The organism is Pluralibacter gergoviae ATCC 33028 = NBRC 105706, assembly GCF_001598855.1.
GTDB lineage: Bacteria > Pseudomonadota > Gammaproteobacteria > Enterobacterales > Enterobacteriaceae > Pluralibacter > Pluralibacter gergoviae.
On sequence record NZ_BCZS01000020.1, the window covers coordinates 45,868 to 62,958 of the forward strand.

The following is a 17,091-nucleotide window of genomic DNA, read 5'->3' on the forward strand; positions in this document are numbered from 1 at the left end:
ATAAAACAAATAATGCGTTTTTGATGTTAAATAAACCTGTTTCGGGGATGGCTTTTTGGATAGAATGCGTTCGCCAGAAAGGTTCTGGCTTTTACTTTGACGAAAAGGATTTGATGCATGAATAAGCTGATTAAATTAGCGCTTCTGGGCGCCGTTATGGCGACCCTTTCCGGCTGTACGGGCAGTATCTACAACAAAGAAAAGAACTGCGACTACCACTACCTGTTCCACCCCGCGATCTCCATCTCGAAGATGATCGGCGGCTGCGGCGATACCGCGAAGTAAGCACGACCGGGCCGGCCCGCGGGGCCGGCTTTTTATATGGTGATGATATCGCCGGTCGCCAGCGAAGAGAGACGCCCGCTGAGCCAGATATTTCCCCACATTCCCGTACAGTGGCACCCCACAATGCGTTCCGTATTTTGCGCGCGCAGAAAACGCCCGATGCGGCGGATGGCGAGCGGCGAAGCGCTGCGCAGGTGAAAACCGCCAATCAGGGCGTGAACGTGCTCAATGCCGGTAATGCGCTGGCAGTGCCTGACGATATTGACGATCCCGCGGTGTCCGCATCCGGTAATGATGGTCAGCCCCCGCGCCGATTTATGCACTAACGCGCCCTCATCAACGATAAAGTCAGGCCGCCCGCCGTGGCGGTCTAAAAGGCCGTAAGCCTTTGGCCTTGCGACCGTAATCTCACCCGACCACAGCGTTGAATCGCTGATAGGCACCGGCGACGCCGAGCGGATCATCCGGTGGCGGGAGTAGTCTATCTCCAGAGAGAGCTTTTTGATCCTCTGACTGCGCCCCGCCAGCGTCAGCGCGGCGTGACGTTCGCGCGCAGCGTCAGGGTGACAGATAATCGTCGTATTGTCGGGAAGAAAGGCAACGCCGCCGCAGTGATCGTAATGACCGTGGGATAAGACCGCGACATCAATTGCGCCCGGGTCGATACCCAGCAGAGCGGCGTTGTGTAAGAAACTGTCGTCGGGCCCTGTATCAAAGAGAATGGTTTTCTGCCCGTCCTCTACCAGCAGGCTCAGCCCGGCCTTTGCTCTTAGCGACGACCCGTTTCGCCGCCGGTTTTCCAGCAGGACCGTTATTTTTAACGTCATAAACTCTACCTGCGCTGTGCGAAGCGTTCATTGTATTCAACGCGCTGTGATAAAAACCCTGCGGTCAGCGCAAAATGCCGCTTCTGATTGCGCCGCGCCGCTGGCCCGCTCCGCAGAACCCGCGATCGGGTCAGGGATGAATTTGCGCTGCCTCACCTTTTCCCCCTCGTGCCGCTCGCGGCAGCGGCTTTATGTTGCAATTAGGTTAAATAATATGCAATTGTAATGTTATTACTTCCTGATGGCGACTTAAAGGTGACAGTAATGGTCGAAAAAGCGAGCTCAGAGTTCTGGCGGGATATTCCGCCGATCCCCAACCCCTTCAAGCCCTACGCGCTGCCGGAGGCCTATATCAAGAATGCGGCGGATGACGATATCCGCCTCTACGCGCCCTTCACCGACACGGTGTCGTCCCGGCCGCTGTGGATCTCGCCTTCGGAGAACCGCTGGAGCGATATTCTGATGGCCACCAGCGCCGGCCTGGTTAACCGCCACTACCATCCGCACGAAATCTTCGCCTATACCATCTCCGGCAAGTGGGGCTATCTGGAACACGACTGGACCGCCACCGCCGGCGACTTTGTGTTTGAAACGCCGGGCGAGGGGCATACGCTGGTGGCGTTCGAACACCAAGAGCCGATGCGCGCCTTCTTTATCGTCCACGGGCCGCTTATCTGGCTGGACGAGGAGGGCAAGCCCGACGGCTACTTTGACGTTCACGAATATATCGCGATGTGCGAGGCGCACTATGAGAAGGTGGGCTTAGGAAAGGAGCGGGTGCGGGCGCTGATCCGTTAATCTTCCCGGCTCCGGCTCCGGCTCCGGCTCCGACTCCGACGGCGAGGGAGTGCCGTAGCGTAACCCGCTGTAATTCAGAACTTTCTGTGAGCTAACGGGAGCGTATTTCCCGGCCTGGCGGATGATTTGTGCCATGCTTGCTTTTGATGCGAGGGCAATCGTCTGCGAAGGTCATTCTATGAATACAGAGCAAAAGAGTACGGCGGAAGCGGCCATATTTACGGATGCGAAAGAGAGGCTCAGCTTTTACCGCAGTGAAATACATCATGAAATCAATGCGCTGGCAGCAAGAAATAATGCGCTACTAACCGCCCACTCTTTTTTGATTATTGCCTATGCCTCCTGCATGGCAAACAGCAATCCGCACTGGGGCGATATCTTTTCGCTGGTGGCGCCGGTCACCCTGGCCATATTCGGCGTGATGAGTTCACTCACCGTCGGACCGGCCATCAGCGCCAGCTACGATATTATTAATCACTGGCAGCAGAAGCAGAATGCGCTGTTCAGTATGGATTTGAACATTGGCATTATTTGTGACGATGCGCCGCTGTTTAACGATAAGCCTTTCAATTATACCAGCTACCGCTACTCGGCCTATTTCTCCAGAAAAACGCCCGTCTATTTTATCCTGCTGTGGATAGCGCTGGGCATGCTGTCGATTGCGCTGCACTATATGCATGAAATTGCGTGGCTGCGCGATGCGCTTTTTAACCTGAAATAGGGCTCCGCGTCTGCATAATGTGGGCGCGCCGCGGCGCTTTACGCAGCAGCGGCGCATCCCGTCCGTTACCTGTCCTCAACGATCAGGCAGGCGGCATTGACCGGGCCGTGCACGCCGATAACCTTGATAAGCTCAATATCTGCCGTCGAACTCGGACCGCCGATCAGATTGATGCAGGAGGGCATCCGCTCGCCCGCCTGCGCCATCTGGTGAAGCCGGCTGGCCAGCTGGGCGACGCGCGGCAGGATAGTGCTTTTCTTCAGCACGAAGAGCGAGGTCTCCGGCAGCAGGCTCAGGGCGCGGCCGCGCTCCGGCCCGGAGAACAGCACCACGCCGCCGGACTCGGTCAGCCCGTATTCGGCAAAGGTCACCCCAATTTTTGCCCGGGCGGCCAGCGCGAGGTTCTCTTCGCCGCGCGCCGGATCCCAGACGGCGGCGCCGCAGGCATCCCGCAGGCGGGCGGTGATGCCTAGCTCCGCCAGCCGGGCATCGCCGCTGACGATGACCGGCTGACCGCCGTAGCATTCGCACAGGTGCAGCGCGGCGTCGGCGGCCTGCGCCGCCGGGGCCAGCTCGCAGCGCATCTGCATCACGCTGGAGGCAAAGTCGATAAAGGCGTCGCAGCGCTGCTGCAGGCTGAGCTCGCTCAGGCGGGTTTGCGGATAGTCGTTGACCGGCTCGGGACGCGGGGCGGGCTCGCGGCGCGGTTCGCGCCCCAGCGCCCGGGCGACGGACGTTAAAAATGCGCTTCGGTTATCGTTCATTTCTGCTCCTTCACCTGATGTTTTTTAAACCAGCTGCGGAAGCTCTCGCCGTCCGCCTCCGGCAAATCGCGCGCCTCGGTCCAGTCGCCGATGGCGCCGATATTGAGCGGCGCCTTACCGCCTTTAATAAACCAGCTCGCCGCCTGGGCGCCGGCGACCATCCCGACCTTCCACAGGCCGGGATGGCTGTTGGCGTAGGCGAACATTTTAATGGCCCGCTGCTCCGCTTTTGGCGTCATTCCCTGTTCGGCCATCACCCGGCGGTGGCGCAGGATGAGTTTAGAGAGCGGGATCTGTACCGGGCAGACGCTGTCGCAGGCGGTGCAGAGCGAGCAGGCGTAGGGCAGATCCTTAAAGTCCCGGTAGCCGCCCAGCAGCGGCGAGATAACGGCGCCGATCGGACCGGGATAGATCGAACCGTAGCCGTGGCCGCCGATGTGGCGGTAGGCCGGGCAGGTGTTCATGCAGGCCCCGCAGCGGATGCAGCGCAGCACGTCGCGAAACGCCGATCCCAGCACCTGCGAACGGCCGTTATCGAGGATCACCAGGTGGAACTCTTCCGGACCGTCGACGTTGCCCGCCTCGCGCGGGCCGGTGAGCCAGGTATTGTAGCCGGTCAGGCGCGCCCCGACGGCGCTGCGCGCCAGCAGGGTGATCAGGACATCCACCTCTTCAAAGGTCGGGGCCAGGCGCTCCATGCCCATCACCGCAATGTGGGTCTTCGGCAGGGTGGTGCACATCCGGGCGTTGCCTTCGTTGGTCACCAGGCACACCGAGCCGGTCTCGGCGACCGCAAAGTTGCAGCCGGTAACGCCGATATCGGCGCTGAGAAAATCTTCGCGGATCTTCTGGCGGATAAACCGCGTCATCGCCTCCGGGGTATCCGGCCCGTCGTAGCCCAGCCTGTCGTGCAGCACCCGGCGGATCTGCTGGCGATCTTTATGAATGGCGGGCACCACGATGTGCGACGGCGCGTCGCCGTCGAGCTGGAGGATGTACTCGGCGAGATCGGTTTCGATCACCTCGATGCCCGCCTGCTGCAGGACATGATTCATGCCGATCTCTTCCGTGACCATCGACTTGGACTTGACGATTTTCTTCGCCCGCTTCGCCTGCGCCACCTGCAGGATGTACTGCGTGGCCTCCTCTTTGGTGGCGGCGAAGAAGACATGGCCGCCGTTTTCCGTCACTTTCTCCGAAAGCTGGTACAGGTAGGCGTCCAGATTATCCAGCACGTGGTTGCGGATCTGGCTGGCGCGCTCGCGCCACGCTTCCCAGTGGCCGAGCTCCTCCACCATCTTCTGCCGGTTGGCGCCGATGCGCTCCTGGGCACCGGCGATGGCCTTACGCATCACCGGATCGTCGATCTGCTGGCGGATGCGGGTTTTAAAATCGATATCGCTGGTTTTTAAGAACATAATCCCTCCTCAGCGGCTCATCAGCACTTCGGCAATATGCATCACCTTCACCGGCCGGCCTTCCCGCTGCAGGCGACCGCCGATGTTCAGCAGGCAGCTGACGTCGGCCCCGATCACGTAATCCGGCGCCGCCGCCATGATGTGCTCCACTTTCTCCTTCACCATCTCGCCGGAGATCTCGGCCATCTTCACTGAAAAAGTGCCCCCGAAGCCGCAGCAGGTCTCCTGCGCGGTAAAGGGCAGCAGCTCCAGCCCGGCAACGTGCTTAAGCAGCGTCACCGGCTCGTCCTTAACGCCCAGCTTGCGAAACAGGCTGCAGGAGGGGTGATATACCGCTCTGCCCGGCAGCCGGGCGCCGACGTCCACCACTCCGAGGCGGTTGACGATAAAAGAGGTGAGGTCGCACATCCGGGCGGCGACCTTCTCCGCGCGCGCGGCCCACTCCGGCTCGTCCTGCAGCCAGGAGGCATAGCTTTTGATAGCGTAAGTGCAGGAACCGGCGGGGGAGATAATCGGATCGTCATTCTCTTCCAGGGCGGCAATCAGATTTTTCATTCCCGGAATGGCCTGGTCGATATAGCCGCTGTTGATCGCCGGCTGGCCGCAGCAGCCCTGCTTTTCCGGGAAGTGGACCCGGCAGCCGAGCTGCTCCAGCAGCAGGACCGAATCGCGGGCCATGCGCGATTTCAGCGCGTCACCGATGCAGGTGACGAAGAAGTTGATATTCATGGGTGAGGGCTCCATTGCGTTGGTGGAAGGGCCGGGCATGCAGCGTGCGTCAGGAATGGGACAGAGCGGGGCCGTGTGGGCGATAACGGGGTAAGCATGATTTGTCCTGAACGCATGGGGGATGTTTTATTTGTATGATGAATATAGTTTTATACCGCACAAAAGGTGTGGGAATGTGTGGGGGAGATCACGTTTTTGGGGCGAAAGCCACAAGAAGCTTATCTTGCAGGGCAAATGGTTGATTGCGCTTAGCCACAGTGTCGTATTTTAATTATTAAGCGAGTTGTCGCCGCGTTTCTGGCGTTATCTTATAATCCCGTTGCTATTTGCCCATAGCATCAGAGAGTTTAACTATTTCGTCATGAATATATTTTCGACGATGCCTTAACAGGAAGCGCTGCGGAATAATGCGCTCAATTATGGTCGGTTTTTTATTCGTGTATTCAGTCACCAGATGCTTAATCTCATCTTCTGACCAGCCATGCATTTCAGGCGTAGGATTATAAAGAAGGTTTGCCTGCAGAGCGGGAGCGACTTCCCGATCGAGGATCTCAAAAATAGCCTCGCGGCTCAGGCCGGAGTTTTTAAGTACACCAGCCATCCACCTGTAGTCATACTCCTGCAGCTCCCGCCCGGTGAAAAGCTCCGAGAGTGCGTGCCAGACAGGAATGCGGATGGTCAGTTCTGCTTGGGTAAAGCGCATTAGTTTTTTCCCTGAGGTGATATATACATAGTGCCAAAGAGAAGATCTGTGCCTACAGAGGCCAGAATACCACCAATTATCGCGGCAACGCCAATGCAGACGGGGGCTGTGGCTGCACATACGCCGGTTGCAACTACTGCCGCTCCGGTGCCCCATCCACCGACGATACCCGCGGTGGCTATCGCTCCCTGATGTATCGTTTCGGTTGTTTTGTCCTCTGCCTGATAAACTTCGTATACGGCGACGGCCAGAGAGACAAGAAGCACGCGCTTACCGGCAACACCCAATGTTTTAGCGATTCCAGATACGGCACCTCTATCACGCCCTGACGCCTCAATCATTTCCTTAAATACTGCGGCCTGCTTTGCCTCCGACAGAGATTCAAAAGGTTGCTGAAACATTTTAGTCGCATAATGCTCGGTCAAATCAGACAGGTTGCGCCCTGACGGTTTCAACTTTTTGGAGTACGCTCTTCCTACAGGGCTGTTTCTTAGGCGTGAAAGATCCAGTATTTCGTTACGCATTCGGGAAGCCGCTGCTGCAGCATCCTTTGGTGACATCTGACCGCTCTCTACCGCACTGACGAATTCAGACGACATTTTCTGAATATCACGCAGATACTGCTCTCTGACCCGGGCGTCCTGAATGCAGTGGGATGCAAAGTTTGAGGCGGTTCCTTGTAACGAGGCCAGGACTGAAGAAAAGGCACGCCTGTCATTTTGTAACCCACCGGCCGCGGCGGGATAAGTGAAGCCCATACGATACCTCGTTTTTGTTTGTGGTAAATCCTGGGTTTATAGTACAAAAAATGGCCTTTTGAGCAAGAGTGAAATGGCAAGGTAAAAGTCCGCGAATTTGTCACTACTGAGCATCGGTTTTCGAAACGCATGATACAGTCAGCCACCCGCAGCACCCCTGCTTTCCGAAAAGAGCACCCGGCAACCGCTGCAGCAAAACCCGCACCGTTGACTATCCCCGAAGCGTCAGTTAGGTTACGCGGGCAACCGGGCGGCGCGCCGGGCCGGGCCGGCACAGCCGATAAGGATACAGAGATGGATATGCAATTTTTGAAAGAGTGCCTGCTGGTTGAGGTGATAGGCGGCAAGGATAAGACTTTCTCATGGCCGCGCGCCGTGCGCCACGCGTGGCGCCAGCCCAGGCGCCGCTTTATCTTCTGGTGGCGCATCGCCTCTTATATGTATCATTCGAAAAACCGATTTCTTAAGCGATTAGCCAGCCGGATTAACCGCAGTCTTTTTTATAAATACAACGCGGAAATTGAGCTTGGATTAACCGTTGCGCCGGGTTTTTATATCGGCCACTTCTGCGGGGTGGTGATCACCCGCAATGCGACGATTGGGCGCAATTTTGAAGTTAGGCAAAACACTACGATCGGCCTAAAGTCGAGTAACGATGACAGGATTGTTATCGGGGATAACGTTAGCGTGGGTGCACACTCGTGTATTATTGCTGAGAACCTGAATATTGGCGATAACGTTGTCATTGGCGCGTTTTCTTTTATTAACAAGGATATACCGTCGGATACGATTTATTATACTAAGAGGGAGTCGGTTTTGGTGGAGAGGGGGGATCGGAGTTGAGCAGGGGATCTCCTCAAAAGATATAATCAGTATGTCTAAAGATCGCTGAACGTGAATAGCTCGTTTAGCAGGGATGCTTACAATACAACGTCAGTGTTCCGCCGAACAACTGGTTTATGTGTCTGCTGGTACTTATTAGCGCCTTCTGACGCTGGGGTAGGATCACTCTCAGGAAGGATTTATATTTGAACATAGTTCTTGAACAAGTGGGTTTACGTCATTACGCGAATCTACAGGCCATGCCGATTGCTAACCCGATGCCTAAAAACACTGTGACATGAATCAGTTAGAGTATATTTAAGGATTGGCATTTTTTAGCGAAGCGGTAATATGACTTGCCGTGTCAATTCTTTCTAATTGTGCCTCAACAGCATCAAGGTGGAAGGACTCGAGCTTACGGCGTGGCGCTAAGCTGCTACAGGTTGGCGCATCCCTATACGGATTGAGAGGAGCCACAATGTCAGCAGCAGACGCCACTACATCATTATCTGGGCAGATATCCCTTCGATTTGTTGAGCTTTGCCAGTTCCGCCGACTTGGTAAGGTCCAGCTTGAGATTGATCCTAAGACTACTATTCTAGTAGGTGCTAATAATAGCGGAAAAACATCAATTCTGGCAGCGTTGCGCCATTTCCTCGCAGATGGCTCGCCATTTGGTGCTTTCGACATCAGTGTTTCTCAATGGCCAAAATTGCGGGAACTTGGAAGAGCTTGGGACGCATTAGAAGAAGATCCATCTACGTCTGGCGCATCCGAAAATGAATGGGTAGAGCAACTTGGAACCTTACTTTCGGCGATGCCAACGCTAGATCTATGGTTCGATGCTAAGGCCGGTATGTTCCACTATGTCTCTCCGTTCTTGTCAAAATTCAGTTGGAAGGGGGGCGGGGTAGGTGTCCGATTGCGTCTGGAACCTGCTACGAACATTGAGGATCTAAAACAGTTGGCTTGGAAGTATCACCTGACGAGAATACCTGTGAAGGATATGGGAAAGGATTCGCTTGCGTGGCCGATTGATCTTCTTGATTTTTGGCTGCGAGAACCTTCTCTACTCGGCCAGGTTCGGGCCTATAAGTTGGATGCAGATAACAACCCTTTGGACGGAATAAAGACCTATGTTAGCCAGATATTGGATGCTAACTCTAGTCCAATTGATCGTAAACATTTGCAGAAAATCATAAAAGTAGACTTTGTGGCTGCACAGCGTGGCCTTGGTAGTGAGGAAGCTGATTCCCGGTCTGCTTCTGGCCCTCATCGCATAGGTTTATTCTCTAATCAGCTTCTCAAATTTGCTCGACAGCATCTAAATGTGGCAGCAACAGGTCATGGGCATCGAGCTGACCTCATAAAAGCTGTTGCTGATGCCCAGCAGGAACTAGATAAAAAGATACATGAGGCTATTGGACCATCCGTAGAAGAGGTTAAAGAGCTCGGGTACCCCGGCTTGCATGACCCCCAAGAGATTCGTTTCCGCACGCGCATACAGACAGCCGAATTACTCGACCATGGGACAGCTGTTCAATACAGCATGCAGAAGGATTCATTAGAGGAGCTTCTCCCGGAATATTCCATTGGACTCGGTTATCAGAATTTACAGTCACTTAGTTACCAACTAGTTTCCTTCAAAGCGGCTCGCCTAAATCCTGAAAAGGGCGCTCCAGTACCTGTTCACCTGGTTATGATTGAGGAGCCCGAGGCTCATTTGCACGTACAGGTACAACGTATTTTCCCAGGTAAGGCACATAAGCTAATCAGCCCTAACAGTAGCGCTGAGTCAGGCCTTAAAAGCCAATTGATTATCAGTACTCATTCTAGCCATCTAGCTCATGCTGAGAATTTTGACCGGCTACGATATGTTCGCCGCGTTGCCAAGAGTGAAGAACAAAACATGCCTACCACCGAGGTGGTCAATCTTGGGCAAGTTTTTGGTGATGATAAAACGACCCGTCAATTCGCTGAGCGTTATTTTCGCGTTCAACACACAGACCTTTTATTTGCCAATGCTGCAATCTTTGTCGAGGGGGTTGCTGAGCGAATGCTGTTACCTCTTTTCATTGAAAGAGATTTTGCAATACTCAACAGCCGCTATCTGTCCTTCCTTGATATTGGTGGTAGCCATGCTCATCGGCTAAAGTCTCTCGTTGAAAGACTCCGTATTCCAACTGTAATTATTACTGATATCGATCCAGTTGAAGAAAGACCAGGTAAGCCTAAGAAAAATGGGGAACCGACTACAACCTTGGTTGCTGTAGCTAATACAGGACAACCCGGGCTGCAATGTGGGAACCCGACTCTTCGCGGATGGCACCCTAAGCTGCAACAGCTTGAGGATTTCAAGAACCCGAAAGATGAGCATCTTGTCTGGAACGAAATTGCCGAATGTTCTGTACGTTTCGCATGGCAGCTGCCTGTAGCCGAAGCTGGTAATCAGTGGCCAAGTACTTTTGAGGATTCTCTTATACTAAGAAATATTCCTTGGTTTAAGGCGTTGATGAATGAAAAAGTCGATGACGGAGGCAAGCAGCTCACACCGCCAAAAGGCGCACTGGGCTCAGTAGCAAGACAGGTCGCTGAAAATGATAATATTCCAGAACTGCTCGCTGCGCTGCACAAATTAATGCATGGATCTTTTAATAAAGGAGATTTTGCCGCAAGCATCTTTGAAATGGTTGCTGCGGATGAGCCGATTGTCTGTCCTAAATATATTGTGGATGCATTGGAATGGCTCCAGACACAGCTTGAGCCAAGCAAGGAGGTGATGCCATGACTAACTCATCAATCCTTGACGGCAATGATCGCGATGCAGGGGTAGTAGAAGAGATTTGCGGCTACCTTACAGACATTCCACCTCGTAACTACTTTCTTTTTGCGGGGGCTGGTTCTGGTAAAACACGAACATTGGTGGAAGTTTTACGTCGCCTTACTGGTGTGACCGAGCATGAGAAGGGGGGACAATTGGCACGGTCCCTGAAGATGTATGGGCGTTCTATTAGAGTGGTAACGTATACAAAGAATGCCGTCTCTGTAATCAACGGACGTCTTGGAGACAATAGCTTAGTCTGTGTGTCTACCATCCATTCGTTTTGTTGGGAATTAATTAATGGGTTCAACGATGATATTCGCGAGTCTCTTATAGCAGTAAAAGAAGCTCAACTCGCTAAAGAGACTGCAGAGGCACAAGCGAAACCGAGGGGTATTACTGCAGCAAAACAGCGTGACCTTGACGAAATCACAAATGAAATCGAGGTTCTTCGGACAACTGAAGTATTCAAATACCATCCCGATCGCAATACATATGGACCTGGTGCACTACCACACAATTACGTACTCGATGCGACAGCTTGGTTGCTTCAAAATAAGCCAACACTCCAATCCATTCTCAAAGATCGACATCCAATCATACTGATTGATGAGTCGCAGGACACGATGAAAGGTGTACTGGACTCCTTGATGGTGCTTGCCAAAAAAAGTGAGAGAGATTTGACTCTTGGTCTGCTGGGAGATCATCGACAACGAATTTATATGGATGGTCATGCCGATCTTCCAAGCATTGTTCCGGAAAGCTGGGCAACGCCTGAGTTAAAAATGAATCATCGCAGTCAACGACGGATAGTCACACTGATTAATAAAATCTGGGAAACCGAATTTGAAGGCAGGACACAACCAACAAAGGGGTCAGCACAACATCCCCGAACGGAAAAAGCTGGTGGAACGGTTCGGCTCTTCTTGGGGGATACATCACGAAGTCCAGAAGATAAAGTGCTTAGTGAACGCTGGTGCGCTGAGCGAATGTTTGAAATTAGTGGTTTAGCTGATTGGAATCAAGGGCAATATCAGTTGCTTGCGCTTGAGCATAAGCTTGTCGCCACTCGTGGCTCGTTTCTTGATGTCTATGAGGCAATGGTTCTGTTAGATCCCAACGCTGCAGCACCATCTGGCAGTGGGGACAATAAGGGGCCTTCAACAGTACAAATTTTGCTTAATGAGCTGGCGCATTTAGAAGCCTGCGTCAGTGATGAAGGAATCGTTAATGAGTTTAAGGCCACCGAGGTTTTTCGACGTTATGGCGGTTTAGACAATATGCCTGAGGACTCAGAAGCAAGAATTGAACGTACTGATGAAATGCTCGAGGCGATAGCGATATTTGCAATGGCTTGCGCCAACCCTGAGTCAACGATCGCTGAGGTGTTAGCGCCAGTCTTGAGTGCAAACTTATTCGAGGTTGATCATCGACTCCTAGAGGCTTATGCCGACAAGTCACCAGCCCCGCAAGCTCCTGGACGTGGTGAGGATGAGTCAAAGCAAACCAGAATGCGCCGTGGATGGTGTGCACTGTTTGCTTCTCCATGGAAACAACTTAAGTGCTATCGGAATTACCTTGCTGGGATTTCAGAGCTCGCAACACATCAGGTAGTTAAAGGCTCTGAGTTCAATCACGTCATGGTTGTAATGGATGATGCGCTTGCTGGTGGAACTCTCATTAAGTACGACAAAATTTTTGGTGGTACGAAGTTAAGTCCAACAGATAAAAAGAATGCAGAGGCTGGTAAGGAGACAACAATTGACCGGACTTTACGTTTGCTGTACGTGACTTGTAGCAGGGCGCAAGAATCGCTCGCCTTAGTGCTTTGGTCGTCCGATCCAGCTGCAGCAATGGCTCGAATTAAGGAGAGTCAATGGTTTGCTGAAGACGAAATACAAATAATCACATAATGCTACAGACATAATTGATATTAGTTGGCAGATATCGTACCTAACGACTGGTTTCGTTGTAGCTTTTTCCGGCTATGCGGGATGTGAAGATTAAAGGATTGATAATGGTAGGAATTGAAGATGTGCCTCAGCTCGAAGGAATGTGGGCACCACTCGATGCCCGTCGCGGGCTCAGGCAAATGTTTAGACGTTGGCTACCCACTACTAGTCATCTGCGCTCTGGTTTCGGGCAAGTAGAAATGTTCGATGAAATAGAGCTCCTCGATTTTTGCCAGCACTACTAAGGAGTCTCCCTGTGTTTAGGCTCAACGAAAACAATAGAGCTTATCGTTGGGCCTATCAATGGGCCTAAAAGGTTCGGATTTAATTAGTTGGCATCAGACTTCGCGGGACAAATTCAAGGCACAAAAAAGCCCGCAGGGCTTGCGCCGTGCGGGCTCTTAGGACTTCATCGGATGACTCTGGTAATCACCGATGGAGAATTTTGGTGGAGCTGGCGGGAGTTGAACCCGCGTCCGAAATTTCTACATCCTCGGCACTACATGCTTAGTCAGTCTTTACATTCGCTTGCCAGCTGCGGACAGACACGCCACGGACAAACTAGCCTGATTAGATTTAACGCTTCAACCCCAGGCAGGGCCTCCACGCGATCTCTTTTGGGTTTGACCTCTCTTTGATCCCCGTCTTAAGAGCGGAAGCTAGGGAGAGAGGGCTCAGAGCAGGTTATTAAGCTGCTAAAGCGTAGTTTTCGTCGTTTGCGACTATTTTTTGCGGCTTTTTACGAGGCCAACCGCCCCTCGGCATGCACCTTGGGTTTCGCAAATCCCGTCGAATCCAGAATCAGCCCCAATGTGTTCAAAACAGTATAGCAGACCCGGGGGAAGAACTTCCACCGCTATCAAAGGGATAAGCGGTCAGGAAATGCGCACTCGGGTCGGCGGCCGCCGGTTAGCGGCCGGCGTTTTTCATAATGCGTTCTTTATCGCGCGCCCACTCCTGCTGTTTGAGGTCGGAGCGCTTGTCGTGCTGCCGTTTGCCCTTCGCCACGCCGATTTTGACTTTGCACCAGGCGTTCTTCCAGTAGAGGGAGAGGGCGACGACGGTGTAGCCTTCGCGGTTGATACGGCCGTAAAGGTTATCGAGTTCGCGCTGGTTGAGCAGCAGCTTGCGGGTGCGGGTCGGGTCGCAGACGTAGTGGGTGGAGGCCACCGCCAGCGGCGTGAAGTTGGCGCCGAACAGGAAGGCTTCGCCGTCCTTGAGGATAACGTAGCTGTCGCCGATGTTGGCTTTACCTGCGCGCAGGGATTTGACTTCCCAGCCCTGCAGGGAGAGGCCAGCTTCGAACTCCTCTTCGATGAAGTACTCGTGACGGGCGCGTTTATTCAGCGCTATGGTGGCTGATCCAGGTTTGTGGGGTTTTTTCTTGCTCATAATATCCTGAAGTCATCTTTACGGTATCCTGCCTCAAGCTGTCCCGCGAGGCGCAATGGGCTATCTTAGCACGAGTTGCGGCGCGGCGTTTTTTTTCGCAGGGTATAAATGATATTATTCACGCCGTGTATTAGACCGGAAATTGCCATGCCCCAGATTAGCCGTACAGCGCTGGTTCCCTATAGCGCGGAGCAGATGTATCAACTCGTCAACGACGTAAAATCCTATCCCGCCTTTCTGCCGGGATGCACCGGCAGCCGCGTACTGGAGTCGGGGCCGACGCAGATGACCGCCGCCGTGGATGTCTCTAAAGCGGGGATCAGTAAGACCTTTACCACCCGTAATACGCTGACCAGTAATCAGCGCATTCTGATGAATCTGGTGGACGGGCCGTTCAAGTCGCTGGTCGGCGGCTGGACCTTTACGCCGCTCAGCAGCGACGCCTGCAAGATAGAGTTCCAGCTGGACTTTGAGTTCACCAATAAGCTTATCGAGCTGGCGTTTGGCCGCATCTTCAAAGAGCTGGCCCTTAATATGGTGCAGGCGTTCACCAACCGCGCGAAGGTGGTGTACAGTGCCGGCTAATATCAGCGTTGAGGTGGTCTATGCCCTGCCGCAGAAGCAGTACCTGCAGCAGGTCAGGCTCGAAGAGGGGGCCACGGTCGAGCAGGCGATTATCGCCAGCGGCCTGACCCGGCTGCGCACCGATATCGATCTGAGCAAAAACAAGGTGGGGATCTGGAGCCGCCCGGTTAAGCTGCAGGACGAAGTGCACGACGGCGACAGGGTTGAGATCTACCGGCCGCTGATCGCCGATCCGAAGGCGCTGCGCCGGCAGCGGGCGGAGAAGGCCGCAAAATAAAAAAAGCGCTCACTGAGCGCTTTTTTAACAATCGGCCTGCGGCAATTACTGATCGCCGGTCAGGGCAGGCTTGTTGTCGATATTGGTCAGCACGCCGCTGCCGTTGAAGGTCAGGGTCAGCGTCTGCTGGGTCACCTTCTCATGGCCCGGCTGCTGGCGGAAAACGTAGAACCAGGTGTTGCTGCCGAACGGATCGGACATCATCGGCGTGCCCAGCGCATAGGCCACCTGCTGTTGCGTCATACCCACGCGGATTTTAGCCACGTCGGTCGGGGTCAGGTAGTTACCCTGGTTGATGTCAGGTCGGTAAACCACGCGTTCCAGAGTGGAGCAACCTGCGGTCAACATCAGTAGAACCGCTGCGGCAGCAGTCAGCATTTTACAGCGCATAGTGATTTCATTCCTTTTCGGGCCTGAGCAGTTCACGGCTCATTTATAATATGCCGATGATAATAGACCTTTCTCCACAATTAAACCTTGTCGTCAGTCTGCCATCGATTTTTTGCTGAAAACTCAGACCGTCAGATCCTGAAAAAGTTTACGCCGCCAGCAACTCTTTGGCATTCGCCAGGGTGTTGCGGGTCACTTCGTTGCCGCCGAGCAGGCGGGCCAGCTCCTGCAGCCGCGCGCGTTTATCCAGCGGCTGCATACGGGTTTCGGTCATCGCGCCGTCGGTTTCTTTGCTGACGAAGAAGTGGTGATGGCCGCAGCCGGCGACCTGCGGCAGGTGGGTGACGCACATCACCTGAGTGGAATCGCCGAGCTGGCGCAGCAGCTGGCCGACCACCGCGGCGGTCGGGCCGCTGATGCCGACATCCACTTCATCGAAAATCAGCGCCGGGGTTTCCATCTTGCGGGCAGTGATCACCTGAATCGCCAGCGCAATGCGCGACAGCTCGCCGCCGGAGGCAACTTTGGCGATAGGCTGCAGCGGCTGGCCGGGGTTAGTGGTCACGCGGAACTCGATGCGGTCGGCGCCGTCGGCGGTCAGGTGCGACTCATCAAAGCCGACGTCAATCGTAAACAGGCCGTGGGGCATCGAAAGTGAGTGCATACTCTCGGTGATAAGCCCGGCCAGCTCGTCGGCGCCCGACTGGCGCAGGGTGTGCAGCTGGCGGGCGGTTTCCAGCGCCTGCTGGTGATGCTTGTGCACGGCGAGGCTGAGCGTCTCCTGCGAGTCGGCCTGATCGTCGAGCTGCTGCTGTTCGTCAAGCATCGCCTGGTGGAAGGCGGGCAGCTCTTCCGGGCGGATGTGGTGCTTGCGCGCCAGCGAGATCTGGCGGGCGATGCGCTGCTCCAGCTCGAACAGGCGGTTAGGATCGAGGTCGAGGCGATCGCAGTAGTGCCGCAGTTCGTCGCTGGCTTCGCTCAGCTGAATGGCGGCCTCTTCCAGCATGTCGAGCACGCCGGAGAGTTTGCCGTCCATGCCGGCCAGCTCGCTAAGCAGCTGGCGGGCGGTATAGAGCTGGCTCTGCAGGTTATTGTCTTCGCCGTCCGCCAGCAGGGTAAGGGCGCTCTGGCTGGTGCTCAGCAGCTGGCCGCTGTTGGCGAGGCGCTTGTACTCCTCGTCAATCTGTTCGAATTCGCCGGGCTGCGGCTGGAATTCATTCAGCTCTTTCAGCTGATACTGCAGCAGCTCGGCGCGGGCCGCGCGCTCCTGGCTCTGCTGCTGGTGATGGGCGAGGGCGCGGCAGCTCTGGTGCCACTGGCCGTAGCGTTCAGCCATCTGCTGAGTGAGCGCCTGCTCACCGATGTAGCCGTCGAGCAGGGTCTTCTGGTGCTCGGACTTTACCAGCAGCTGGTGCGCGTGCTGGCCGTGGATCTGGATCAGCAGCTGGCCCAGCTCCCGCAGCTGAGAGACGGGCACGGCGGTGCCGTTGATAAAGCCGCGGGAGCGGCCGTCGCTGCTGATGACCCGGCGAAGTAAACACTCACGCCCGTCTTCCAGCTGGTTGGCTTCCAGCCAGCGCACGGCGGCGGGGGTGTCTTTCAGGTTGAAGCGGGCGCACAGGTCGGCGCGGTTGGCGCCGGCGCGGACGATATCGCCCTCCGCGCGGTTGCCGAGGCACAGCCCGAGCGCATCAATGGCGATAGATTTGCCTGCGCCGGTTTCACCGGTGATTGCCGTCATGCCGCCGTGAAAATCGATTTCAAGCTCGCGTACGATTGCAAAATTGCTGATGGTCAGTTGTGCCAGCATAGCCGTCTTCCTGTATGAAAAACCATAACTGTGTTTTCG

18 protein-coding genes and 1 other RNA gene are annotated in these 17,091 nt (G+C 54.6%); 9 read left to right on the forward strand and 10 right to left on the reverse strand.

Going from position 1 to position 17,091, the window contains the following annotated elements; genetic code table 11:
- Positions 1–117: 117 nt before the first annotated feature.
- Positions 118–285, forward strand: a complete 168-nt coding sequence (locus tag ENGE1_RS27135) for a YhfL family protein (protein WP_043082381.1) — start codon at positions 118–120, stop codon at positions 283–285.
- A 32-nt stretch (positions 286–317) separates the two neighbouring features.
- On the opposite strand, the gene ENGE1_RS18245 is transcribed toward ENGE1_RS27135, so the two are convergent.
- Positions 318–1,112: an MBL fold metallo-hydrolase gene (locus tag ENGE1_RS18245; RefSeq protein WP_048253300.1), complete on the reverse strand. Its 795-nt coding sequence runs from the start codon at positions 1,110–1,112 to the stop codon at positions 318–320.
- 264 nt (positions 1,113–1,376) lie between these two features.
- On the opposite strand from ENGE1_RS18245, the gene ENGE1_RS18250 reads away from it, so the two are divergent.
- Together ENGE1_RS18250 and ENGE1_RS18255 are read left to right on the forward strand one after the other, a co-directional pair.
- Entirely contained in the window at positions 1,377–1,910 is a 534-nt protein-coding gene (locus ENGE1_RS18250) for a 2,4'-dihydroxyacetophenone dioxygenase family protein (protein WP_048253299.1), read from the forward strand.
- Positions 1,911–2,088: 178 nt separating this feature from the next.
- Positions 2,089–2,631: a hypothetical protein gene (locus ENGE1_RS18255; RefSeq protein ID WP_045289689.1), complete on the forward strand. Its 543-nt coding sequence runs from the start codon at positions 2,089–2,091 to the stop codon at positions 2,629–2,631.
- 65 nt (positions 2,632–2,696) lie between these two features.
- Here ENGE1_RS18255 and ENGE1_RS18260 read toward each other — a convergent pair whose 3' ends face one another.
- From ENGE1_RS18260 to ENGE1_RS18280, 5 genes are all read right to left on the reverse strand, one after another.
- Positions 2,697–3,395, reverse strand: a complete 699-nt coding sequence (locus ENGE1_RS18260; RefSeq protein WP_048253298.1) for a LutC/YkgG family protein — start codon at positions 3,393–3,395, stop codon at positions 2,697–2,699.
- Entirely contained in the window at positions 3,392–4,813 is a 1,422-nt protein-coding gene (locus tag ENGE1_RS18265) for a LutB/LldF family L-lactate oxidation iron-sulfur protein (protein ID WP_048253297.1), read from the reverse strand. Before ENGE1_RS18265 ends, ENGE1_RS18260 begins: the two co-directional genes overlap by 4 nt.
- A 9-nt stretch (positions 4,814–4,822) precedes the next feature.
- On the reverse strand, positions 4,823–5,542 hold the full coding sequence (locus ENGE1_RS18270; protein WP_048253296.1) for a (Fe-S)-binding protein: 720 nt from the start codon (positions 5,540–5,542) through the stop codon (positions 4,823–4,825).
- Between the two features lie 322 nt (positions 5,543–5,864).
- Entirely contained in the window at positions 5,865–6,245 is a 381-nt protein-coding gene (locus tag ENGE1_RS18275) for a DUF7079 family protein (protein ID WP_048253295.1), read from the reverse strand.
- The gene (locus ENGE1_RS18280) at positions 6,245–7,003 is read right to left on the reverse strand and encodes a hypothetical protein (RefSeq protein WP_048253294.1); all 759 of its coding nucleotides are present in this window, start codon (positions 7,001–7,003) and stop codon (positions 6,245–6,247) included. The genes ENGE1_RS18275 and ENGE1_RS18280 overlap by 1 nt, the downstream gene beginning before the upstream one ends.
- Before the next feature lie 294 nt (positions 7,004–7,297).
- On the opposite strand from ENGE1_RS18280, the gene ENGE1_RS18285 reads away from it, so the two are divergent.
- The 4 genes from ENGE1_RS18285 to ENGE1_RS18300 all read left to right on the forward strand — a co-directional run bounded on the left by ENGE1_RS18285 (position 7,298) and on the right by ENGE1_RS18300 (position 12,843).
- Positions 7,298–7,846 carry an LbetaH domain-containing protein gene (locus ENGE1_RS18285; RefSeq protein WP_048253293.1) on the forward strand — a complete coding sequence of 183 codons (549 nt, stop codon included), beginning with the start codon at positions 7,298–7,300 and terminating at the stop codon, positions 7,844–7,846.
- Between the two features lie 457 nt (positions 7,847–8,303).
- A complete protein-coding gene (locus tag ENGE1_RS18290) occupies positions 8,304–10,613 on the forward strand; it encodes an AAA family ATPase (protein ID WP_048253292.1) in 2,310 nt (769 codons plus the stop codon).
- Entirely contained in the window at positions 10,610–12,559 is a 1,950-nt protein-coding gene (locus tag ENGE1_RS18295) for a UvrD-helicase domain-containing protein (protein WP_048273342.1), read from the forward strand. Before ENGE1_RS18290 ends, ENGE1_RS18295 begins: the two co-directional genes overlap by 4 nt.
- A gap of 104 nt (positions 12,560–12,663) precedes the next feature.
- Positions 12,664–12,843, forward strand: a complete 180-nt coding sequence (locus tag ENGE1_RS18300; protein ID WP_048253290.1) for a hypothetical protein — start codon at positions 12,664–12,666, stop codon at positions 12,841–12,843.
- A gap of 201 nt (positions 12,844–13,044) precedes the next feature.
- On the opposite strand, the gene ssrA is transcribed toward ENGE1_RS18300, so the two are convergent.
- Together ssrA and smpB are read right to left on the reverse strand one after the other, a co-directional pair.
- Positions 13,045–13,407: a transfer-messenger RNA gene (gene ssrA / locus ENGE1_RS18305) on the reverse strand.
- Positions 13,408–13,507: 100 nt separating this feature from the next.
- Positions 13,508–13,990 (reverse strand): SsrA-binding protein SmpB, encoded by a 483-nt coding sequence (gene smpB, locus ENGE1_RS18310; RefSeq protein WP_043082430.1) that lies wholly within the window; start codon positions 13,988–13,990, stop codon positions 13,508–13,510.
- Positions 13,991–14,137: 147 nt separating this feature from the next.
- On the opposite strand from smpB, the gene ENGE1_RS18315 reads away from it, so the two are divergent.
- Both ENGE1_RS18315 and ENGE1_RS18320 read left to right on the forward strand, forming a co-directional pair.
- Positions 14,138–14,575 (forward strand): type II toxin-antitoxin system RatA family toxin, encoded by a 438-nt coding sequence (locus ENGE1_RS18315; protein WP_043082431.1) that lies wholly within the window; start codon positions 14,138–14,140, stop codon positions 14,573–14,575.
- Positions 14,565–14,852, forward strand: a complete 288-nt coding sequence (locus ENGE1_RS18320) for an RnfH family protein (protein WP_043082432.1) — start codon at positions 14,565–14,567, stop codon at positions 14,850–14,852. Before ENGE1_RS18315 ends, ENGE1_RS18320 begins: the two co-directional genes overlap by 11 nt.
- Before the next feature lie 45 nt (positions 14,853–14,897).
- Here the strand turns inward: ENGE1_RS18320 and bamE are convergent, their stop codons facing one another.
- Entirely contained in the window at positions 14,898–15,242 is a 345-nt protein-coding gene (gene bamE / locus ENGE1_RS18325) for an outer membrane protein assembly factor BamE (RefSeq protein WP_043082433.1), read from the reverse strand.
- A gap of 148 nt (positions 15,243–15,390) precedes the next feature.
- Positions 15,391–17,052, reverse strand: a complete 1,662-nt coding sequence (recN, locus tag ENGE1_RS18330) for a DNA repair protein RecN (RefSeq protein ID WP_048253289.1) — start codon at positions 17,050–17,052, stop codon at positions 15,391–15,393.
- Positions 17,053–17,091 lie beyond the last annotated feature (39 nt).